The following is a 21,547-nucleotide window of genomic DNA, read 5'->3' as shown; positions in this document are numbered from 1 at the left end:
GCCTTTTCCATTTCTGTAATCTGCTGTTTGTGCCTGTTTTCTCCGGCGGCTATCGTTGCGTGGCTGTCAACAAACAAGGAGATAACAGCATGAAATGTGGAATCAAAGCACTGTTAATTACGCTGGCTATTGCTACCACCGGGATGAGCGCGGGCGCGCTGGCGGCGACGCCCGCCGCTAAAACACAGACTACGCAGAGCAAGTCTGATGCGGCAGCGCCGGTGCAAGGGCAAACCAAAGCGGCTGTCGCCGGTAAAAATGCAGATGATGACGGTACGCGGGTCAGCATTAACTCGGCCTCGGCAGAGGATCTCGCCCGCGCAATGAACGGTGTCGGCCTGAAAAAAGCGCAGGCCATCGTCAGCTATCGTGAAGAATACGGCCCTTTCAAAACGGTCGACGATCTCAAGCAGGTTCCGGGCATGGGCAGCGCGCTGGTTGAGCGCAACCTCTCACACCTGACACTGTAATAACGCAATTTCTTGCACTGCGGCAAAAGTTTGCCAGGATAAAGAGGTCATACCAGTTATGACCTCTGATCCTATAACAACGAAAGGCTATTGCGCTATGCAGACAAAAATCAAAGTTCGCGGTTTCCATCTTGATGTTTACCAGCACGTTAACAACGCCCGCTATCTCGAATTTCTTGAAGAAGCGCGCTGGGACGGACTGGAAAACAGCGAAAGCTTTCAGTGGCTGACCGCGCACAACATCGCGTTCGTGGTCGTCAATATCAATATCAACTACCGCCGCCCGGCCGTGCTGGGCGATGTGCTCACCGTGACCAGTCAGGTACAGCAGCTAAACGGTAAGAGCGGCGTGTTAAGCCAGGTGGTAACGCTCGATCCAGAAGGGCAGGTAGTGGCTGATGCGCTGATCACCTTTGTCTGTATCGATCTGAAAACCCAGAAAGCGCTGCCGCTGGAAGGTGAGCTGCGGGAAAAGCTGGAGCTGATGATCGTGTAGAGATTTGACTTCAGTACAAGAAATGATGTTATCACAAAGATAGCATAGCAAAGAGCCAGGGTTCGAAAATGCATGGATCCTGGCGTTAACCAACATCGAAGTGAAATTCGCCGAAATGGCTCGTAGCGCATTGGTGAAATTTATCAGTTTCAGGATGAATAACGATGAATATGCTAGAACGAAAATTTTCGAGTAGCGTCAATCACAATGAAGCAGTAGTAAAAATGCTACGCGAGGATCCTTCCTCTGCTCAAATTTATTTGAATGTTGCGTTGGATGAGATCTATGAAGATCAGGGGATCCCTGCCTATCTCATTGCACTCCGTCAGGTCATCGAAGCCCGCGGCGGCATAGGTGAAATCTCTGCCAAAGCCGGGCTTTCCCGCCAGCAGCTATACCGAACCTTATCAGACAACGGCAACCCAACGCTGACTACGCTAATGAAGGTGACCCGTGCTGCCGGGGTAAAACTGTTCGACAGCACGGTCCGGTAGCCTTATTTAAGCCCGGTCTTTTGCTTCATTGCCGCCATCACGCCGACTTTATCAGCCTGGTAGTGGTTCAGTCCGTTAGCGCGCAGATTACAGGCTGCGCACTGGCCACAGCCGTCGCCTTTTATGCCGTTATAGCAGGTGAGGGTTTCGCTGCGAACTAAATCCAGCTTGCCCCAGTAGTCGGCCAGCGCCCAGGTTTCGGCTTTATCCAGCCACATGAGCGGGGTTTCAAAGCGCGTCTCTTTCGCCATCCCCAGATTGACGGCGTGGTTGAGCGCTTTTACAAACTCATCGCGGCAGTCCGGGTAGCCTGAGAAGTCGGTCTCGCACACGCCCGTAATTACCGCTTTGGCTTTTACCTGGTAGGCGTATATCGCCGTCAGGGTCAGGAACAGAATATTACGGCCCGGCACGAAGGTGTTCGGAATGCCGCTGGCATCGGGTTCGTAGTCCGGTACGGGAATACTATCCCGGGTGAGGCTGCTGACGGCCAGTTCGTTTAACAGCGTAACGTCCAGCACCTTGTGCGCGCGTGCCCCCAGTTTTAGGGCCAGTTCACGGGCGACGTCGATTTCAGCGCGGTGACGCTGGCCATAATCGAAAGTCACACAGTGAACTTCATCATACTGATGAAGGGCCTGAACCAGGCAGGTTGTAGAGTCTTGTCCTCCGCTGAACACGACGACGGCACGTTTCATAAATCATCTCGACTGTTACGGTAAAAACGTTATGTTACCGTCTGGCTACGGCGGCGACCAGCTTCTTCACGATTTGGGGGCGGGTAGCCAGGCTTCGGTAAAATCAAACCAGCCGCGGGTGTTGAGGCGTATGCCGTTGACTCCCGGCGGAGCGCTGATTTGATATTGATAATTAAAAAGCGGCGTCAGCACCGCATTCTCCATCAGGCAGTTGAAAATGGCTTGCAGACCGGCGTGACGGTCCCGAGCTTCGGCCTGATTCTGCACCGCATCCAGCGTGGCTTGCAAATGGGCGTAGGCCGGTGCGCTTAACACGTGCGGCCACAGTGCATCGCAGCGCAGCCACTGCTCAAGCGTATACGCTGGCGCTTCGCCAATCAGCCTGTCCCCCATCATGATGTCTGCATCGGCAAGCTGCTGGCATCCGTCCCACGTCTTGGCGTCGTGGAAGATGACGGTCAGTTCACAACCCTGCCGCGCCAGGTACGCCTTTAACTGGCTGGCCATGGTGTGAAGCTCAACGGGAAGATGGTAAACCAGCGTCAGCGCCTCAGGCAGGGCAACGTCCGTTAAATCAGGCCATTCGGGGATCGTCCAGCCGGGAAGCAGTTCCTCGGTGGGCGTAATGAGCCCCTCGTTGAGCGGAAGCGTGTGCAGAAGTCTGGAGAGATGGATGATATTGATAAGCCGCTTTGCCTGCATCTCGCTCAGGCGCGCGCTCTGCTTCAGCGTGAGGTAACAGAAGCCCAGGCTGGTGCTGCTGCTGACCAGCCGCAGGGTTTCCAGCTCATCGGCCTCGCCAATCGCGATTTGCACCGGGTGACGACAGCTGGTGCCCAGCCTGTAATCAAACAGCTGGGGGGTGATCCAGTATTCGATGGCCTTGAGCAGCGGATGGCTCAGGTGATACTGCTCATGGCTTTCCAGACGAACCAGGTCGGGCTCAAAGGCGGCCAGCCGGAAGGGACCGCAGCCAACCGCAGGATTGTCGGGATGCGCCAGACGGCTGCAGTAGGTTGCCAGCCTGTGCGCCAGCCAATAGTCCGGCTGATGCAGCATAAACGTCAGACACTGTGGATGCGTGGTTTCGATACGTAAAACGCTCCTGAACAGGGTGCGCAGGGCGGGAAGCGTCAACAGCGCCGTCAGGCTTCGCTGGAGTTGCGCCGTTTCTATTTTATCGCCGTTATGCCAGTGCAGCGTGGAACGAATGTAGAAGTGCCAGCGCAGCCCGTCAGCAGAGACCTCCCAGTGATGCGCCAGATCGCCCGTGGGTTCACTGCTGTTGCCGTTAAAACGCGTCAAACCAGAGAATACCTGTCCCGCCAGATGCTGCTCCGCCCGGCCAGGCAAAAAGCCCGGCTGAAGCGGCTCCAGCGAGCGATAGTAGGGGATGCGCAGCGTCGGCGTGTCGTTTTGCCACTGCCCGCCCAAAAACGGATGCAGTAATGACCGTAGCGCTTCAGGGGCAAGCTGGGCCAGCTCAAGCGCGTTATGCTGCTGCCCGCTCTTCAGCGCCTCTTCCATCATCGCATTGCGCAGTGACTCCGGGCTGGCATGGAACGTTAGCTCACCGCGCTTGCCGCGACCAGACCGCGCGTGCCAGCTGAGCCAGCCCGCCTCCTGGGCCTGACGCAGCAGGGTGCGGACATGCCGCTCGCTACAAAAGCAGCGGCTGGCAAGCTCGCTTACGGTTACGAGCTGCGGAGCGCCGGCGGAAGGTTGCCACAGGCGCTGATACTGGTTAAGGCGGTTAAGCTGACGCATAAGAAACCCGGAACAATAATTTTCATCTATTCACTATTACTTCCGTATATCTCACACGATACTGATGCACAAGTTAATCGCATCACATTTCAGGAGTAATCATGGCCCGCCTCGCTGCATTTGATATGGACGGTACGCTGTTAATGCCGGATCACCGTCTGGGGGAGAAAACGCTGAATACCCTGAAGCGCCTGCGCGAGCGTGATGTCACCCTGACGTTTGCCACTGGCCGCCACGTGCTGGAGATGCGCCATTTGCTGGGCGCGTTTTCCCTGGATGCGTTTTTAATCACGGGTAACGGAACGCGCATTCACACCGTTGAAGGAGAGGTGCTGCACCGCCAGGATCTCAATCCGGAAGTGGCGGATATTGTCCTGCACAGCACTTGGGACACGCAGGCCAGTATCCACGTCTTTAACGATCAAGGCTGGTTTACCGGAAGCGAAATCCCCGAATTATTGCACGCGCATGTTTACAGCGGCTTCAAATACCAGCTTATCGATCTGCGTCGGATCCCCGCCCACGCGGTGACCAAGATCTGCTTCTGTGGCGATCACGACGATCTTTGCCGCTTACGGATTCAACTGAATGAGGCGCTGGGCGACCGGGCGCACCTGACCTTCTCGGCGGTGGATTGCCTTGAAGTGCTGCCGGTGGGCTGTAACAAAGGTTCAGCCCTGGCGGTGCTGAGCGACCACCTGGGCTTAACGCTGCAGGAGTGTATGGCGTTTGGCGACGCCATGAATGACCGTGAAATGCTGGGCAGCGTGGGGCGCGGTCTGATTATGGGGAATGCGATGCCGCAGCTGATCGCAGAGCTTCCTCATCTGCCGGTTATCGGGCACTGCGGTAAGGAAGCGGTGTCCCATTTTTTGACGCATTGGCTGGACAACAACAACCTCCCATATTCCCCCGAATAGTGAGACCCTTCCAGCAAGCCAGACTTCGGTCTGGCTTTTTTTTATTTCAGCAGCTGCGCAATCTGCGCTTTCCACGGGGTAATGTCGCCGACGTTGGCCTGTACCCACTCCGCATTGTAGTAGGTCTCAAGGTAGCGCTCTCCGCTGTCGCACAGCAGCGTGACGATGGAGCCGGTACGGCCTTCCTCGCGCATGCGTGCCGCAAGCTGCAGCGCGCCCCACATGTTGGTGCCCGTTGATGCGCCAACCTTGCGGCCGAGCTGCGTCTCCAGCCAGTGCGCGGTGGCGACGCTGGCGGCGTCCGGCACGCGAAGCATTTCATCGACAACGTCAGGAATGAACGACGGTTCCACGCGCGGACGGCCAATTCCTTCAATTTTACTGCCCACCGGGCTGCGCAGGCCGGCATCGCGGCTTTGCCAGTAGTCGAGGAACACGGAGTTCTGCGGGTCAACCACCATCAGCTGGGTATTGTAACCCTGACAGCGGATGTAGCGTCCGATTGTGGCTGACGTGCCGCCGGTACCGGCGCTCATCACAATGTACGACGGAACCGGATGCGGCTCGTGGGTCATCTGGCGGAAAATACTGTCGGCGATGTTGTTATTGCCGCGCCAGTCCGTCGCGCGCTCGGCGAAGGTGAACTGGTCCATATAGTGGCCGTTTAGCTCGCGGGCCAGCATTTCAGAGGCGGCGTAGATTTCGCAGGCGCTTTCCACAAAGTGGCAGCGTCCGCCGTAAAATTCGATCTGCTCGATTTTGCGTTTTGCGGTGCAGGAGGGCATCACCGCGATAAACGGCAGGCCCAGCAGACGAGCGAAATAGGCTTCAGACACCGCCGTTGAACCGGATGAGGATTCAATAATGGTGGTGCCTTCTTTAATCCAGCCGTTGCACAAACCGTATAAAAACAGAGAGCGCGCCAGGCGGTGCTTCAGGCTACCGGTTGGATGAGTACTTTCATCCTTCAGGTAGAGCTGAATACCGTCAAATCCCGGCAGGGAGAGGCGAATCAGATGCGTATCCGCCGAGCGCTGATAGTCGGCATTGATTTCGCTGATGGCATGTTTAACCCAGGTGCTATTCATCGTAGTTATCCGTTTGTCATTTTGTGCCCAGCATAGCGAAAAGCACAGAAAAAATTGTTGCTATCTGGCCTTTAAAATAGAATGAAGGGAGAAAAATTTTCTCTGTGAGGTGGGTATGCTAGATAAAATTGACCGTAAGCTCCTTTCATTGCTGCAAAGTGACTGTACCCTCTCTTTGCAGGCGCTGGCAGATGCCGTTAATCTGACCACCACACCGTGCTGGAAGCGCCTAAAAAAGCTGGAAGATGACGGCATTCTGCTGGGCCGCGTCGCGTTGCTCGATCCCGAAAAACTGGGGCTTGGGCTGACGGCATTTGTGCTGATAAAAACCCAGCATCACAGCAGCGAGTGGTATTGCCGCTTCGTCACTCAGGTGTCTGAGATGCCCGAGGTGCTCGGCTTCTGGCGTATGGCCGGCGAGTACGACTACCTGATGCGCGTCCAGGTGGCTGACATGAAGCGCTATGATGACTTCTACAAGCGGCTGGTGAACAGCGTCCCGGGCTTGTCGGACGTCACCTCAAGCTTCGCCATGGAACAGATTAAGTACACCACAGCATTACCCATTGAATAACTTCGTAAAATACCTTCAGGAACAAACCGCGTGCGATTATTTGCCCAATTAAGCTGGTACTTTCGTCGGGAGTGGCAACGCTACCTCGGTGCAGTCGCCCTGCTTATTATCATTGCCATCCTGCAGCTGATCCCGCCGAAGGTGGTGGGCTACGTCGTGGATGGCGTCACTGAACAGCATTACACCACCGCACGGGTGTTGATGTGGGTCGGCACGCTGGTGCTGACGGCGGTCATTGTTTATCTCCTGCGCTACGTCTGGCGCGTGCTGCTGTTTGGCGCGTCCTATCAGCTGGCCGTTGAGCTGCGTGAAGATTTTTACCGCCAGCTGAGCCGACAGCATCCTGAGTTTTATCTCCGCCACCGCACCGGGGACCTCATCGCCCGCGCGACGAACGACGTCGATCGCGTGGTCTTTGCCGCCGGGGAAGGGGTATTAACGCTGGTGGACTCGCTGGTGATGGGCTGCGCGGTGCTGATCGTCATGTCCACGCAGATCAGCTGGCAGCTGACCCTGCTGGCGCTGCTGCCGATGCCGCTGATGGCGCTGGCGATCAATCGCTACGGCGAACAGCTGCACGAGCGCTTCAAGCTGGCGCAGGCGGCGTTTTCATCTCTGAACGATCGCACCCAGGAGAGCATGACCAGCATCCGCATGATCAAAGCGTTTGGCCTGGAAGATCGGCAGTCCGCGCTGTTTGCCGCCGATGCGGCAGACACGGGGGCGAAAAACATGCGCGTCGCGCGTATTGATGCGCGATTTGATCCAACGATTTATGTCGCAATCGGCATGGCAAACCTGCTTGCCATTGGCGGCGGGAGCTGGATGGTGGTGCAGGGCACGCTGACCCTGGGGCAATTGACCAGCTTTGCGATGTATCTGGGGCTGATGATTTGGCCGATGCTGGCGCTGGCCTGGATGTTTAACATCGTGGAGCGCGGCAGCGCCGCCTACAGCCGCATTCGCGCCATGCTGGCAGAAGCGCCTGTGGTCAATGACGGCAGCGAAGCGGTGCCGGAAGGGCGCGGCGTTATGAACGTCGACGTTCGCAAATTTGTCTATCCGCAAACGGAACATCCGGTGCTGGAGAACGTTAGCTTTACGCTGCAGCCGGGCCAGATGCTGGGCATCTGCGGCCCGACGGGGTCCGGAAAAAGTACCGTGCTTTCTCTGCTTCAGCGCCACTTTGACGTCACCGAGGGCGATATTCGTTTCCATGATATCCCCCTGCCGAACCTGCTGCTGGACGAGTGGCGTGGCCGTCTGGCGGTGGTCAGCCAGACGCCGTTTTTATTTTCAGATACCGTGGCGAATAACATTGCGCTTGGTCACCCGTCGGCGACGCAGGAGGAGATCGAGCACGTGGCGCGCTTAGCCAGCGTGCATGACGATATTTTGCGTCTGCCGCAGGGCTACGAAACGGAAGTCGGTGAACGTGGCGTCATGCTGTCCGGCGGGCAGAAACAGCGAATCTCGATTGCCCGCGCGCTGCTGCTGAATGCTGAAATCCTCATTCTGGATGATGCGCTTTCCGCCGTAGATGGCCGTACCGAGCATCAAATTCTGCATAACCTTCGCCAGTGGGGCGACGGACGCACGGTGATTATCAGCGCCCACCGTTTGTCAGCGCTCACCGAGGCCAGCGAAATTCTGGTCTTACAGCACGGGCACATTGCCCAGCGCGGGCAGCATGAAACGCTTGCCGAGCAGCCGGGCTGGTATCGCGATATGTACCGCTATCAACAGCTTGAGGCGGCGCTGGACGATGCGCCGGAACAGGATCGGGAGGCCGCCAATGCGTAAGCTCGGAACGATGTGGCCGACGCTCAAACGTCTGCTGGCCTACGGCTCGCCGTGGCGCAAGCCGCTCTCCGTGGCCGTGCTTTTACTCTGGATAGCGGCGATTGCTGAGGTGAGCGGGCCGCTGCTCATCAGCTACTTCATCGACAATATGGTCGCCAAAAGCTACCTGCCTCTGGGGCTGGTGGCGGGCTTAGGCGTGGCCTACGTTGGCCTGCAGCTGGCGGCGGCAGGGCTGCACTATGCGCAGTCGCTGCTGTTTAACCGTGCCGCCGTGGGCGTGGTTCAGCAGCTGCGCACGGATGTAATGGACGCGGCGCTTCGCCAGCCGCTCAGCGAGTTTGATATCCAGCCGGTCGGGCAGGTGATTTCGCGGGTGACCAACGATACCGAGGTGATCCGCGACCTGTACGTCACCGTGGTCGCGACGGTGTTACGCAGCGCAGCGCTGATCGGCGCGATGCTGGTGGCAATGTTCAGCCTCGACTGGCGCATGGCGCTGGTGGCGATTACCATCTTCCCGGCGGTGCTGATCGTGATGATCATCTACCAGCGCTACAGCACGCCAATCGTGCGCCGGGTGCGTGCCTATCTGGCCGACATCAACGATGGCTTCAACGAAGTGATCAACGGCATGAGCGTCATTCAGCAGTTCCGCCAGCAGGCGCGCTTTGGCGAGCGGATGGGCGAAGCCAGCCGTTCGCACTACATGGCGCGTATGCAGACGCTGCGCCTCGACGGCTTCCTGCTGCGTCCGCTGCTCAGCCTTTTCTCTGCGCTGGTGCTTTGCGGTTTACTGATGCTCTTTGGCCTGAGCTCAAGCGGTACGATTGAAGTCGGCGTGCTGTACGCCTTTATTAGCTATCTGGGGCGCCTTAACGAGCCGCTGATTGAGCTCACCACCCAGCAATCGATGCTGCAGCAGGCGGTCGTCGCCGGCGAGCGCGTGTTTGAGCTGATGGACAGGCCGCGCCAGGCCTACGGCACAGATGAGCGACCTCTGCAAAGCGGCGCAATTGCCTTTGATAACGTCTCGTTTGCCTATCGCGAAGACCGGCTGGTGTTGCAGGACATTACGCTGGACGTTCCGTCGCGCGGTTTCGTGGCGCTGGTAGGGCATACGGGCAGCGGCAAGAGCACGCTCGCCAGCCTGTTGATGGGCTACTACCCGGTCACGCAGGGCGAAATCCGCCTCGACGGGCGCCCGCTCGCGTCTCTCAGCCACAACGTGTTGCGTAAAGGCGTCGCGATGGTGCAGCAGGATCCGGTCGTCCTGGCCGATACCTTCTACGCCAACGTGACCCTGGGCCGGGACTACACCCAGGAGCAGGTCTGGGAGGTGCTGGAAAAAGTGCAGCTGGCAGAACTGGCGCGCGGGTTTAGCGACGGGATCAATACGAAGCTGGGGGAGCAGGGGAACAACCTCTCCGTTGGGCAAAAGCAGCTTCTCGCGCTGGCGCGGGTGCTGATCGAAACCCCGCAGGTGCTGATTCTGGATGAAGCGACGGCCAGCATTGACTCCGGCACCGAGCAGGCCATCCAGCAGGCGCTGGCCGCGGTACGCGACCATACGACGCTGGTGGTGATTGCCCATCGTCTTTCCACCATTGTCGATGCTGATACCATTCTGGTGCTGCATCGGGGACAAGCGGTGGAGCGCGGCACGCACCGCGAACTGCTGGAAGCTCAAGGGCGCTACTGGCAGATGTACCAGCTTCAGCTGGCGGGCGAAGAGCTGGCCGCCAGCGTGCGCGAGGAAGAGTCGCTCAGCGCCTGATGCACCAAAACAAAGCAACGCGCTAACAGCCATTCCTGTTGGTGCAATACTGAAACGCACCGTGCACCGACATGGTGCGTTTTTTTTCGCCGGTTCGTTAATGAAGACGGCGTAACGCTCGTTGCACCGCTTTTCTCCCTCGTTTTCATTTCTGGCACACCCCTTGCAATACCTTCTCCGTGAGCTGCGGCCATTACCGAATTCTGACTGGAGGGGATCTATGAAGCTGGTTACGGTGGTAATCAAACCATTCAAACTCGAAGACGTGCGAGAAGCGTTGTCTTCAATGGGTATTCAGGGACTGACTGTCACCGAAGTGAAAGGCTTTGGTCGTCAGAAGGGTCATGCCGAGCTTTACCGCGGGGCGGAATACAGCGTTAACTTTCTGCCAAAAGTAAAAATTGATGTCGCGATTGCTGACGATCAGCTTGATGAAGTGATTGATGTCATTAGCAAAGCGGCCTACACCGGCAAAATTGGCGACGGCAAAATTTTCGTTGCCGAACTGCAGCGCGTCATTCGCATTCGTACCGGCGAATCTGACGAAGCGGCACTGTAAATAACGCCTGGCACACAGTGATAGGGATCGAGAAAATGAAGATAGCAACACTTAAAACGGGTCTGGGTTCGCTGGCACTGCTGCCGGGCCTGGCGCTGGCTGCCCCTGCCGTGGCAGACAAAGCCGATAACGCCTTTATGATGATCAGCACCGCGCTGGTGCTGTTCATGTCTATCCCGGGCATTGCGCTGTTCTACGGCGGCCTGATCCGCGGTAAAAACGTTCTCTCCATGCTGACGCAGGTTGCCGTGACGTTCGCGCTGGTCTGCGTGCTGTGGGTGGTTTACGGCTACTCGCTGGCTTTCGGTACCGGCAACGCCTTCTTTGGCAACTTCGACTGGGTGATGCTGAAAAATATTGAGCTGACCGCGCTGATGGGCAGCTTCTACCAGTACATCCACGTTGCGTTCCAGGGATCGTTCGCCTGTATTACAGTAGGGCTGATCGTGGGCGCGCTGGCTGAGCGCATTCGCTTCTCTGCCGTTCTGATCTTCGTGGTGGTATGGCTGACGCTCTCCTACGTGCCGATTGCGCACATGGTCTGGGGCGGTGGTCTGCTGGCAAGCCATGGTGCGCTGGACTTCGCGGGCGGTACCGTTGTGCACATCAACGCCGCGGTAGCGGGTCTGGTGGGAGCATACCTGATTGGCAAACGCGTGGGCTTCGGTAAAGAAGCATTCAAACCGCACAACCTGCCGATGGTGTTTACCGGTACGGCTATCCTCTACTTTGGCTGGTTTGGCTTCAACGCCGGTTCCGCAAGTGCCGCGAACGAAATCGCCGCGCTGGCCTTCGTGAACACCGTTGTGGCGACGGCGGGTGCGATCCTCTCCTGGGTATTCGGCGAGTGGGCGGTACGCGGTAAACCTTCTCTGCTGGGTGCCTGTTCGGGTGCCATTGCTGGTCTGGTCGGTATCACCCCGGCGTGCGGCTATGTGGGTGTGGGCGGTGCGCTGCTGGTTGGTCTGGTCGCAGGCCTTGCGGGTCTGTGGGGCGTCACCGCCCTGAAGCGCGTGCTGCGCGTGGATGACCCTTGCGATGTGTTCGGCGTCCACGGCGTCTGCGGCATCGTCGGCTGTATCATGACCGGTATCTTTGCTGCCAAATCGCTGGGTGGCGTGGGTTACGCAGAAGGTGTCACCATGGTTCACCAGGTGCTGGTACAGCTGGAAAGTATCGCCATTACCGTTGTGTGGTCTGCCGTTGTCGCCTTCATCGGCTATAAGCTGGCGGATATGACGGTGGGTCTGCGCGTACCGGAAGAGCAGGAGCGCGAAGGTCTCGACGTCAACAGCCACGGCGAGAATGCGTATAACGCATAATAAAAAGCAAAACGGCAATCTCCGATTGCCGTTTTTAGTATTTCTTCCCTCTCCCCGTGGGAGAGGGTCAGGGTGAGGGCAAAATCACCCGCGATTACGCATTACCCCTTCCTGCACCGTAGAAGCGACCAGCACGCCGTCCTGGGTATAAAACTCTCCACGCACAAACCCGCGAGCGCTCGACGCTGAGGTACTCTCCACGCTGTAAAGCAGCCACTCATTCATATTGAACGGACGGTGGAACCACATGGAGTGATCGATGGTTGCGACCTGCATCCCTTTTTCAAGGAAGCCAACGCCGTGCGGCTGTAGCGCAACCGGCAGGAAGTTAAAGTCTGACGCGTAGCCCAGCAGATACTGATGCACGCGGAAATCTTCCGGCACTGTGCCGTTGGCGCGGATCCAGACCTGGCGTTTCGGCTCGGCGGTGTGGCCTTTCATCGGGTTGTGGAACTCAACCGGGCGGATCTCCAGCGGTTTAACGCAGAGAAACTTCTCTTTGACCTGCGGCGGAAGCAGATGCGCCAGCGCGCGGGCGATATCGGTCTCTGATTTTAGCTCGTCCGGCGACGGTGCTGGCGGCATCACTTTCTGATGCTCATACCCCGGCTCCGGCGCCTGGAATGAGGCGGTCATATAAAAGATAGGCTTACCGTTCTGAACGGCCGCCACGCGGCGTGCGCTGAAGCTGTTGCCGTCTCGCAGAACTTCAACGTCATATACGATCGGTTTAGCGCTGTCGCCAGGGCGTAAGAAATAGCTGTGGAATGAGTGCACCAGACGGTCTGCAGGGACGGTCTCCTTTGCAGCGTACAGCGCTTGTCCAACGACTTGCCCGCCGAACACCTGACGTAAGCCCAGGTCTTCGCTCTGTCCGCGAAAGAGTCCTTCCTCAATTTTTTCCAGATTCAGTAATGTCAGCAGATTGTTCAGTGCCTGACTCATAGTTGTCCTCAATAAACGCCGTAGCGAAAGATAGGCAGAGTATAACGCAGAAATGAAAGTGGTCCGATGGGTAGAATAATCTGAATGTCGGCACGTTTTTAGGCATTAATCGGTGATCTGTGCCACACTTAAAAACGTTATGTGATTGAAACGACATCGGATGGGATCGATCCCGCTGGTGCATTGATGATAAGGAGACTTCAATGAAACTCGTGCCCATGCTAAGTGGTGTAGCTATTGCGGTGGCGTTGTCCGCCTGTGCCGGTAAGAGCGCCCAGGTGCCGGTACCAGCTGCAGATCCGAACGGGATTAATACCCTTTCACAGCAATCCATTCAGCAGCCTAACGTTTCCGGTACAATCTGGATTAAACAGAGAGTTGCTCTGCCGCCGGATGCGGTATTAACGGTAACGCTGTCTGATGCTTCCCTGGCGGACGCACCGTCGAAGGTGCTGGCCCAGCGCGCGGTCCGTACTGAAGGTAAGCAGGCTCCGTTTAGCTTCGTGTTGCCGTATAACCCGTCAGACGTGCAGCCGAATGCCCGTATTCTGCTGAGCGCAGCGGTAACCATCAACGGCAAGCTGGTCTTTATCACCGATACGGTCCAGGAAGCGATTAACCACGGTGGAACCAAAATCGACCTTAATCTGGTGCCGGTGCAGCAAACCGAAGTCCCGGTTGCTCCACAGACCAATCAGCCGTCCCTGCCAACTCCACCGACTCAGATGTAACTGTTGCTATTACCCTCTCCTTCGGGGGAGGGTTTAGTACACCCAGCGGTACTTCTGCAGATCAATCTGTCCTGCTCCCGACACCTGCACACCCTCTGAAAGCAATGCCTGACGCTGACGCTGGAGATCCGGCCCGGTTAACGAGATGGCGCCATGACGGTTCACCACCCTGTGCCAGGGCAGCGTACTCCCTTCCGGCAGGCGTTTGAGGACGCCTCCAACCTGTCGCGCCGCGCGCGGGGAACCGGCCAGCCGTGCGACATCACCATAGGTAGTGACGTAGCCTTCCGGAATCGAGGCCACGATTTGCCATACGCGCTGGGGAAAGGAGTCCTGTTCGTCCATACCTTCACCTGTGGGGATGTTTGGACCGTCATGGTAAACGAAGATCGTCCTGATTGCTGCGCCTGTTTGCGCAAGAAACCAGCATCCGGTTCCTGGTCGCTTGCAATTGGCTCTTCGCACAGGGATAATGCGCCAGCGCGTTGGTTATCAACGCTCTCAATGGGGGCTCTGTTGGTTCTCCCGCAACGCTACTCTGTTCACCAGGTCAGGTCCGGAAGGAAGCAGCCAGGGCAGACGACGTGGGTGCCGGGATGTAGCTGGCAGGGCCCCCACCCATTTGTGGCCTCATCCCATCTTTCCTGTTTCCCTCTCTTTTTAGCCTTTATCCACAATAATATAATGCCTATACCATGTAATATATATTTCATCGCCCTGAAATATTATTGTCATAAACCTGTAATAATAGACTGGCATTTTATAATTGGACGTCTATTTTCGTCAAAATTCAAAAAAATATAGATCTGGATAACAGTGATAACTTCGTGTATTAAATAAAGCACTTATTCCGAAGGGAAGTGACAAACATGGCTACTGCAGTTTTAAATGTTAAAATTGACGAAGCGCTAAAAGAAAGACTCCGCCACTATGCGGAAGTAAATAACGAAAATTTAAGCGTGACCACAGAGAAACTGCTGCTGCTGGCGTTTGAAGCAGTAGAAGAGGCGGGAGTATCGGAAGAGGATATTGATAATCAGCATACGGAAGAAGAGAGTGTTTCTCCATTTACTCCTAAAGAAATCAAGGCTCTACGTAAACTTCTGAAGAAGAGAAAATGAAACAACAACTGTCAACTGCCAGTGACTACAACGAGGCCTGCGCTCTGTTGCGTTCAGGCTACGTGAAGCATGTACGTCTTGGCTGGAATGTTGGAAGCGATGAGTTCTTTCGTATTGCGTCTGACTGGTGTGATACCGGTGCAAAAATAAAGAAAGACGGTGATAACTTCGTTATTTCATTGAAAGGTTTCCCCATTCCTCCTCAGCACTAAATCCTGACCAGTGAAAACTGCTGACTGCATATATTACAGTCAGCAGTTTTTATTTTATGATCCAGTTCAAAATTTTAATATTAAACCAGGCTGCGTTTGACTGCTGGCGTATTTGAATTTAGCGCGAGCCATAACGGTTTAATCCGCAGCAGCGCCGCTTCCAGCTCCGCTGGCTCCAGCGAAAAGGGCATACGTAAAAAGCGGTCAAACGCTCCCGATAAGCCAAACCGCGTCCCGGTTCCCAGGTTAATCCCGATGATTTCTGCCCGTGCGGCAAGCTGTGTCGCCAGCATGCCGGGGAGCTCGATCCAGTAAGAGAGCCCACCCTCCGCCTCATGAAACGTCCACTCCGGGAAATGTTCTCGCAGCAGGTCACTGCATCGATCGCGCCGTTGCGCCAGCATCTTGCGGCGAGCGGGCAGAAAACGCTCGCTATTGTCGATAAGCCACAGCGTTGCCAGCTGCTCCAGCAGCGGCGAGCCTAAATCCAGCGTATCGCGCGTCTGGGCGAGCGTGGCGATAGTACGCGAGGAGGCGCGGATCCAGCCGAGACGCAGCCCGCCCCAGAAGCTTTTTCCGGCAGAGCCTAACGTTATCACGCTGGCCTGCGGGTTAAACGATGCCAGCGGCGGCGGTGGAGGCGAATCAAACCAGAGATCGACCATCGTTTCATCCACGACCAGCGCCGTGCGGGTCTGGGCTGCAATATCTGCGATTGCCTGACGGGTGGCGATATCCATACATCGACCGGTTGGGTTGTGAAAATCTGGCATCAGGTAGGCCAGGCGCGGCGCGGTCTGGGCAAGCGTGGCCGCGAATCCATCCGTATCCCAGCCCGTTTCCGGCAGCGACACTCCTACAGGCCGACACTGCGCCCCCTGAATAGCGGCAATCGCCAGCGGATAGGTGGGGTGATCGACCACCACGCGATCCCCCGGTCCGGCCATCATCCGCAGCACCAGCGCAAACCCGCTGACGGCACCGTTGACCACCATCACCTCGTCTGCCCGGGTGGGAAGACCTCGTGCGGTATAGCGCGCAGCGATGGCCTCCCGCAGCGCCGGCAGCCCAAGCTGATCGTACCCCGTCAGCGAGAGATGCTGAGTAATAGCCGTAAGCGCATGGGTGTAAGCCTGGTGGATCTCTGGCCCGGCATTGAGGGCGGCAGTGGAGAGATCCAGGGCGACGCTCGCTGCGGAAAGGGTGGGAACGGCGCGTGCATCCGGGAGGATGACGCGCGACCCGCTGCCGTGGCGGCTTTCAAGATATCCCTCTTCACGCAGGTGGGCGAGGGCGCTGCTGACGGTGGTTCGGCTCACGCCCAGCGCCGTCGCCAGCTCACGCTCACCCGGCAGGCGCGTATGCAGCGCCAGCCGGCCATCAAGGATTAACAGGCGCAGCGCGTCGGCCAACTGGCGCCAGAGCGGAGTGCGGGATGAGGTTTGCTGCCAGTGCCCTAAGAGGCGTACCAAAGACTGGCTTCCGAAGCGGCGTGATGACATATGCAGTCCACTATTTAAAAACTGGACATTAATCTTAGTGCCATTTTAGGTCAGGATGAAAGCCGGGTTCACTGGAGAAAATAAAAATGGTACGTCGTCTGCTGCAACTTTATGTCGGTTTAGGGCTGTATGGGCTTTCCACCGCGATGTTTATTCGCGCGGATCTGGGGGTCGATCCGTGGGATGTTTTTCACCTTGGCGTGGGAATACAGCTGGGGATGAGCATCGGGACGGCGATCATTTTGACCGGTGCCGCGGTGCTCTTACTGTGGATCCCACTGCGTCAGATGCCCGGTCTTGGCACGATCAGCAACGTGATTTGTATCGGTCTGGCGGCGGACGCCAGCATGGCGCTTATCCCCGAACTGAGTTCGTTACCCGTACGCATCGCTTTCCTGGCGTCGGGTATCGTGATGAACGCGATCGCCACCAGCATGTACATCGGCGCCGGTTTCGGGCCTGGTCCGCGCGACGGCCTGATGACCGGCATTCACGCCCGGCTGGGGTGGTCCATTCGCAGCGTGCGAACCTCCATCGAAGTATCCGTCCTGCTGATTGGGTGCGTGCTGGGCGGCTCGTTTGGGGTGGGCACCGTGGTGTACGCTCTGACCATTGGCCCGCTTATTCAGCTCTGTTTGCCCTGGTTCCGCCAGAAGCCGCGCGGTGAGAAAATGCCGCAGCCGGAGCGGGTTGTTTAATTTGCGAAGCGCTCACATGTTTTAACGGCGTCGCTGTGCCAGAATAGACGCTTCGACAATCGCGATGCCAGAACGCATGAAAGCAATCACTCTTTATGATGTCGCCCTCCTTGCGGGGGTTTCTTATCAGACCGTTTCCCGCGTGATTAACGACGCGGAGCACGTCTCTGCCCGCACGCGAGAAAAGGTGCAGCAGGCAATGGCGGAGCTGCATTACGTTCCCAACCTGCGGGCGCAGCAGCTGGCGGGGAAGCGCACCCGTACGCTGGGCCTCATCACCACCGATCTGGCGCTGCATGCGCCCTCGCAAATTGTGTCAGCGGTAAAATCCCGGGCTGCAGGGCAGGGGGCGAGCGTCCTGATTTCCATGGTGGAGCAGCCGCAGCAGTGTCAGGCGGCGCTTCAGGCGCTGCTGGCGCAGCGGGTAGACGCGCTGCTGGTAAATGTGCCGCTAGACGATCCGCACGCCGAAGCGCTGAGGGCGCTGGCGACGCCCGTCCCGGTGCTGTTCCTCGACGTGTCACCGTCAGCGCGGGTCAATAGCCTCGTGTTTAACGCCGGGGAGGGCGCGCGCCTGGGCGTTGAGCATCTGCTTTCGCTGGGGCATCAGCATATTGCCCTGCTGAGCGGGCCGGAAAGCTCGGTCTCTGCGCGCGCGCGTCTGGCGGGATGGAAAGCGACGCTGGCGCAGGCGGGTCTTGACGCGGCTGCGGTGGCCTACGGCGACTGGAGCGCGGCCAGCGGCTATGAGAAGGGACATGTGCTGCTCTCGGGGGCGGTATTACCGGATGCCATTCTGGTGGCAAACGATCAGATGGCGCTTGGGGTGATGCGCGCCTGTGCCGAAAAAGGGATAGCTGTTCCCGGCCAGATATCGGTGGTCGGGTTTGACGATACGGCCGACAGCGCCTGGTTTTCTCCGCCGCTGACGACCATTCGTCAGGCGTTTCGCGAGGCGGGCGAGCGCAGCGTGGAGTGGCTTCTGGCCCCCTCCGGGGAGGAGGAATGCTGGCAGGTTCAGCTGCCGGTGACGCTGGTGACTCGCCACTCCAGCGCGCGCCGCACCCCGCAGCAGGCCGAACGTGAGGATCTGGCGCAGCAGCTCAGAAGCCTGGCCCTCCTTGCCGGGCAGCTTGCCCGCAAATAAAACTTTGTGATCGGACTCGCTACCCCGCGATTGCGTGCTTTACCGTCATCGGGTGCCAGGGCATGTTAACCAAAATTGTGAGCGCTTCGCAAAGAGGTTAATATGCCCAACACTTTATCGCTGACTCTCAGCGCCATTCTGGCCCGACGGGACTGGGAAAACCCGGGCGTCACCCAGTGGAACCGTCTGGAGGCACATGCGCCGTTACACAGCTGGCGTCTTGAACGGCCTGCCCTGGATGATGCTGCATCCGCCAGCAGACGCTCCCTCAATGGGGTGTGGCGATTTAACAACTTCCCTGCACCCGAGCAAATCCCGGAGGAGTGGGTAACCGAAGACTGTGCGGACGCCGTCGCGATGCCCGTGCCGTCGAACTGGCAGATGCAGGGGTTTGACACGCCCGTCTACACCAACGTCACCTATCCCATCCCCGTTAATCCGCCTTTTGTGCCGCAAGAAAACCCAACCGGCTGTTACTCGCTCACATTCGATGTGGATGACGCGTGGCTTCAGAGCGGGCAGACCCGCATCATCTTTGACGGCGTGAACTCAGCGTTTCATCTGTGGTGCAACGGGAGGTGGATGGGCTATTCCCAGGACAGCCGGTTGCCCGCCGAATTCGATCTCTCGGCGGTCCTGCGGCCCGGTGAAAACCGCCTGGCGGTCATGGTGTTGCGCTGGTGCGACGGCAGCTATCTGGAAGATCAGGACATGTGGCGCATGAGCGGCATTTTCCGCGACGTGACGCTGCTGCATAAACCCGAAACGCAGATTGCCGATTATCGCGTGGTGACGGACCTGAATGCGGAGCTGGATCGCGCGGTGCTGAAGGCTGATGTCACGCTGGCAGGGGCGGATTTTGCGGACTGCGAGGTGTTCTTTACCCTGTGGCGAAAGGGTGAAAAATGCGCCAGCGTTTCCCGGCGTTCGGGGTCCGCCATTGTGGACGAGCGCGGCCGCTGGGACGAACGCCTGACGGTGGCGATCCCCGTTGACCGCCCCGCGCTCTGGAGTGCTGAAACGCCGGAACTGTATCGCCTGACGATTGCGCTTCTCAGCCCGCAGGGTGAGGTGCTGGAGGTTGAGGCGTGCGATGTGGGCTTCCGCCGCGTTGACATCAGCAACGGCCTGCTGAAGCTTAACGGTAAACCGCTGCTGATCCGCGGCGTTAACCGACACGAGCATCACCCGGAAAACGGCCAGGTGATGGACGAGGCGACCATGCGCCGCGATATCGAAATCATGAAGCAGCATAACTTTAACGCCGTGCGTTGCTCGCACTACCCGAACCATCCGCTGTGGTACCGCCTTTGCGATCGCTACGGGCTGTACGTCGTTGACGAAGCCAATATCGAAACCCACGGCATGGTGCCGATGAGCCGCCTCGCAGACGATCCGCGCTGGCTGCCCGCCATGAGCGAGCGCGTGACCCGCATGGTGCAGCGCGATCGCAATCACCCCTCCATTATCATCTGGTCCCTGGGCAACGAATCCGGCCACGGCGCGAATCACGATGCGCTGTACCGCTGGCTGAAAACCACCGATCCTACGCGCCCGGTGCAGTACGAAGGCGGCGGGGCGAATACGGCGGCGACCGATATTGTCTGCCCGATGTACGCCCGGGTCGATCGGGATCAGCCCTTCCCGGCGGTGCCTAAATGGTCAATCAAAAAATGGATCGGCATGCCGGACGAAACGCGTCCGCTGATCCTCTGTGAATACGCGCACGCGATGGGAAACAGCTTCGGCGGGTTCGCGAAATACTGGCAGGCGTTTCGCAGCCATCCTCGCCTGCAGGGTGGGTTTGTCTGGGACTGGGTCGATCAGGCGTTGACGAAGAAAGACGAAAAGGGCAACGCGTTCTGGGCCTACGGCGGGGATTTTGGCGATAAGCCGAACGATCGGCAGTTCTGCCTTAACGGACTGGTATTCCCCGATCGCACGCCGCATCCGGCGCTGTACGAGGCGCAGCGCGCCCAGCAGTTCTTTACCTTTACGCTGGTCAGCGCCTCTCCGCTGGTGATTGAGGTGCAAAGCGGCTACCTGTTCCGTCCTACCGATAACGAAGTGCTGAGCTGGACGGTTGCCCGGGACGGAGACGTGCTGGCCGCAGGCGAGGTGACGCTCGCGATAACGCCTGAAGGCACCCAGCGTCTGGAGCTCGACCTGCCGGAGCTGGAGGCCGGGCCGGGTGAAATCTGGCTGAACGTTGAGGTTCGCCAGCCGCTGGCAACGCCGTGGTCACCGGCAGGCCATCGCTGCGCGTGGGAGCAGTGGCCGCTTCCCGCTCCACTCTTCATCGCACCACCAGTCTCTACGGGCGAGCCGCCGGTTTTAACGCAACACGATCGCATCCTTGAGGTCACGCATGGTCAACAGCGCTGGCAGTTCGATCGCGCATCCGGATACCTGACTCAATGGTGGCGAAATGGCGTTGAAACGCTGCTTTCACCCGTGACGGATAACGTCAGCCGCGCGCCGCTGGACAACGACATTGGCGTGAGCGAAGCAACGCGCGTCGATCCAAACGCGTGGGTGGAACGCTGGAAAGCGGCGGGCATGTACGATCTCACCTCGCGGGTGCTGCAGTGTGAGGCAGAGCAGCATGCGCGTGAGGTGGTGGTTACCACGCTTAATGTCCTGGAGCATCGCGGCAGGGCGCTGTTCCTGAGCCGTAAAATCTGGCGGGTGGACGAGCAGGGGGTTCTGCACGGCGATATTCAGGTCGACATTGCGTCTGATATCCCGGAGCCCGCGCGCATTGGCCTGAGCGTTCATCTCGCTGACGCGCCGGAAAAGGTTGACTGGCTGGGGCTGGGGCCGCATGAAAACTACCCGGACAGAAAGCTGGCGGCGCAGCAGGGGCGCTGGACGCTGCCCCTGGCAGCCATGCACACGCCGTATATCTTCCCGACGGAAAATGGTTTGCGCTGTGATACCCAGAAGCTTCTGCTGGGGCCACATCGGCTGAACGGCCGGTTCCATTTTTCGGTGAGCCGCTATAGCCAGCAACAGCTGCGTGAGACAACCCATCATCATCTGCTGCGGGAAGAGCCGGGGTGCTGGCTCAACCTCGATGCGTTTCATATGGGGGTGGGCGGCGATGACTCCTGGAGCCCCAGCGTTTCGCCGGAATTTATCCTGCAGACGCACCGGCTGCGTTATACCTTCAGCTGGCAGCAGAATCTGACCTGACCAGAGGGGCGGCCACCGGGCGTGGCCGCCT

General features: G+C 58.2%; 20 protein-coding genes, 1 other RNA gene and 1 pseudogene. 16 read left to right on the top strand and 6 right to left on the bottom strand.

Annotated elements, in window-relative coordinates:
* Nucleotides 1-89: 89 nt before the first annotated feature.
* The 3 genes from UTO39_RS13160 (at nucleotide 90) to UTO39_RS13150 (ending at nucleotide 1,460) form a co-directional block, all read left to right on the top strand.
* Nucleotides 90-470 (top strand): helix-hairpin-helix domain-containing protein, encoded by a 381-nt coding sequence (locus UTO39_RS13160; RefSeq protein WP_320727350.1) that lies wholly within the window; start codon nucleotides 90-92, stop codon nucleotides 468-470.
* A 97-nt stretch (nucleotides 471-567) separates the two neighbouring features.
* Complete coding sequence (locus tag UTO39_RS13155; protein WP_014830880.1) at nucleotides 568-966, top strand: YbgC/FadM family acyl-CoA thioesterase; 399 nt, start codon at nucleotides 568-570, stop codon at nucleotides 964-966.
* Nucleotides 967-1,130: 164 nt separating this feature from the next.
* A complete protein-coding gene (locus tag UTO39_RS13150) occupies nucleotides 1,131-1,460 on the top strand; it encodes an addiction module antidote protein (protein ID WP_151413942.1) in 330 nt (109 codons plus the stop codon).
* A 2-nt stretch (nucleotides 1,461-1,462) separates the two neighbouring features.
* Here the strand turns inward: UTO39_RS13150 and queC are convergent, their stop codons facing one another.
* The gene (queC, locus tag UTO39_RS13145; protein WP_320727349.1) at nucleotides 1,463-2,158 is read right to left on the bottom strand and encodes a 7-cyano-7-deazaguanine synthase QueC; all 696 of its coding nucleotides are present in this window, start codon (nucleotides 2,156-2,158) and stop codon (nucleotides 1,463-1,465) included.
* Nucleotides 2,159-2,224: 66 nt separating this feature from the next.
* Nucleotides 2,225-3,925: an SgrR family transcriptional regulator gene (locus tag UTO39_RS13140; protein WP_320727348.1), complete on the bottom strand. Its 1,701-nt coding sequence runs from the start codon at nucleotides 3,923-3,925 to the stop codon at nucleotides 2,225-2,227.
* Between the two features lie 101 nt (nucleotides 3,926-4,026).
* Between UTO39_RS13140 and cof the strand changes: the two genes are divergently transcribed.
* Complete coding sequence (gene cof / locus UTO39_RS13135) at nucleotides 4,027-4,845, top strand: HMP-PP phosphatase (RefSeq protein WP_061099034.1); 819 nt, start codon at nucleotides 4,027-4,029, stop codon at nucleotides 4,843-4,845.
* Nucleotides 4,846-4,886: 41 nt separating this feature from the next.
* On the opposite strand, the gene UTO39_RS13130 is transcribed toward cof, so the two are convergent.
* Nucleotides 4,887-5,933, bottom strand: a complete 1,047-nt coding sequence (locus UTO39_RS13130; RefSeq protein WP_320727347.1) for a PLP-dependent cysteine synthase family protein — start codon at nucleotides 5,931-5,933, stop codon at nucleotides 4,887-4,889.
* A 115-nt stretch (nucleotides 5,934-6,048) separates the two neighbouring features.
* Between UTO39_RS13130 and UTO39_RS13125 the strand changes: the two genes are divergently transcribed.
* The 5 genes from UTO39_RS13125 (at nucleotide 6,049) to amtB (ending at nucleotide 11,965) form a co-directional block, all read left to right on the top strand.
* Nucleotides 6,049-6,507 carry an Lrp/AsnC family transcriptional regulator gene (locus UTO39_RS13125; protein WP_008503307.1) on the top strand — a complete coding sequence of 153 codons (459 nt, stop codon included), beginning with the start codon at nucleotides 6,049-6,051 and terminating at the stop codon, nucleotides 6,505-6,507.
* A 30-nt stretch (nucleotides 6,508-6,537) separates the two neighbouring features.
* Nucleotides 6,538-8,310: a SmdA family multidrug ABC transporter permease/ATP-binding protein gene (locus UTO39_RS13120; protein ID WP_320727346.1), complete on the top strand. Its 1,773-nt coding sequence runs from the start codon at nucleotides 6,538-6,540 to the stop codon at nucleotides 8,308-8,310.
* Nucleotides 8,303-10,084, top strand: coding sequence for a SmdB family multidrug efflux ABC transporter permease/ATP-binding protein (locus UTO39_RS13115; RefSeq protein WP_266179605.1), 1,782 nt, complete (start codon nucleotides 8,303-8,305; stop codon nucleotides 10,082-10,084). Before UTO39_RS13120 ends, UTO39_RS13115 begins: the two co-directional genes overlap by 8 nt.
* A gap of 220 nt (nucleotides 10,085-10,304) precedes the next feature.
* Entirely contained in the window at nucleotides 10,305-10,643 is a 339-nt protein-coding gene (gene glnK / locus UTO39_RS13110; RefSeq protein WP_008503304.1) for a P-II family nitrogen regulator, read from the top strand.
* 35 nt (nucleotides 10,644-10,678) lie between these two features.
* Nucleotides 10,679-11,965 carry an ammonium transporter AmtB gene (gene amtB, locus UTO39_RS13105; protein WP_221552311.1) on the top strand — a complete coding sequence of 429 codons (1,287 nt, stop codon included), beginning with the start codon at nucleotides 10,679-10,681 and terminating at the stop codon, nucleotides 11,963-11,965.
* Between the two features lie 84 nt (nucleotides 11,966-12,049).
* On the opposite strand, the gene tesB is transcribed toward amtB, so the two are convergent.
* Complete coding sequence (tesB, locus tag UTO39_RS13100; protein WP_320727345.1) at nucleotides 12,050-12,910, bottom strand: acyl-CoA thioesterase II; 861 nt, start codon at nucleotides 12,908-12,910, stop codon at nucleotides 12,050-12,052.
* Between the two features lie 203 nt (nucleotides 12,911-13,113).
* Here tesB and UTO39_RS13095 point away from each other — a divergent pair, with 203 nt between their 5' ends.
* On the top strand, nucleotides 13,114-13,641 hold the full coding sequence (locus UTO39_RS13095) for a YbaY family lipoprotein (RefSeq protein WP_028012173.1): 528 nt from the start codon (nucleotides 13,114-13,116) through the stop codon (nucleotides 13,639-13,641).
* 33 nt (nucleotides 13,642-13,674) lie between these two features.
* Here UTO39_RS13095 and UTO39_RS13090 read toward each other — a convergent pair.
* Nucleotides 13,675-14,071: pseudogene (locus UTO39_RS13090) on the bottom strand (MGMT family protein).
* Nucleotides 14,072-14,155: 84 nt separating this feature from the next.
* Between UTO39_RS13090 and ffs the strand changes: the two are divergent.
* The 3 genes from ffs to UTO39_RS13075 all read left to right on the top strand — a co-directional run bounded on the left by ffs (nucleotide 14,156) and on the right by UTO39_RS13075 (nucleotide 14,974).
* An RNA gene (gene ffs / locus UTO39_RS13085) (signal recognition particle sRNA small type) lies at nucleotides 14,156-14,252 on the top strand.
* Nucleotides 14,253-14,510: 258 nt separating this feature from the next.
* A complete protein-coding gene (locus UTO39_RS13080; protein ID WP_006176926.1) occupies nucleotides 14,511-14,762 on the top strand; it encodes a hypothetical protein in 252 nt (83 codons plus the stop codon).
* Nucleotides 14,759-14,974 (top strand): hypothetical protein, encoded by a 216-nt coding sequence (locus tag UTO39_RS13075; RefSeq protein ID WP_028012176.1) that lies wholly within the window; start codon nucleotides 14,759-14,761, stop codon nucleotides 14,972-14,974. The genes UTO39_RS13080 and UTO39_RS13075 overlap by 4 nt, the downstream gene beginning before the upstream one ends.
* An 80-nt stretch (nucleotides 14,975-15,054) precedes the next feature.
* Here UTO39_RS13075 and UTO39_RS13070 read toward each other — a convergent pair whose 3' ends face one another.
* A complete protein-coding gene (locus UTO39_RS13070; RefSeq protein WP_320727344.1) occupies nucleotides 15,055-16,476 on the bottom strand; it encodes a PLP-dependent aminotransferase family protein in 1,422 nt (473 codons plus the stop codon).
* A gap of 86 nt (nucleotides 16,477-16,562) precedes the next feature.
* Between UTO39_RS13070 and UTO39_RS13065 the strand changes: the two genes are divergently transcribed.
* The 3 genes from UTO39_RS13065 (at nucleotide 16,563) to UTO39_RS13055 (ending at nucleotide 21,516) form a co-directional block, all read left to right on the top strand.
* On the top strand, nucleotides 16,563-17,174 hold the full coding sequence (locus UTO39_RS13065) for a YitT family protein (RefSeq protein WP_151413939.1): 612 nt from the start codon (nucleotides 16,563-16,565) through the stop codon (nucleotides 17,172-17,174).
* Nucleotides 17,175-17,250: 76 nt separating this feature from the next.
* The gene (locus tag UTO39_RS13060) at nucleotides 17,251-18,321 is read left to right on the top strand and encodes a LacI family DNA-binding transcriptional regulator (RefSeq protein ID WP_061099698.1); all 1,071 of its coding nucleotides are present in this window, start codon (nucleotides 17,251-17,253) and stop codon (nucleotides 18,319-18,321) included.
* A 102-nt stretch (nucleotides 18,322-18,423) separates the two neighbouring features.
* Nucleotides 18,424-21,516: a beta-galactosidase gene (locus UTO39_RS13055; RefSeq protein WP_320727343.1), complete on the top strand. Its 3,093-nt coding sequence runs from the start codon at nucleotides 18,424-18,426 to the stop codon at nucleotides 21,514-21,516.
* Nucleotides 21,517-21,547: the final 31 nt, after the last annotated feature.

Source organism: Enterobacter sp. 118C5 (assembly GCF_034107645.1).
GTDB lineage: Bacteria > Pseudomonadota > Gammaproteobacteria > Enterobacterales > Enterobacteriaceae > Enterobacter > Enterobacter nematophilus.
Note: the sequence above shows the minus strand (reverse complement) of the source record. Positions and strands in the feature narration are given on the sequence as shown.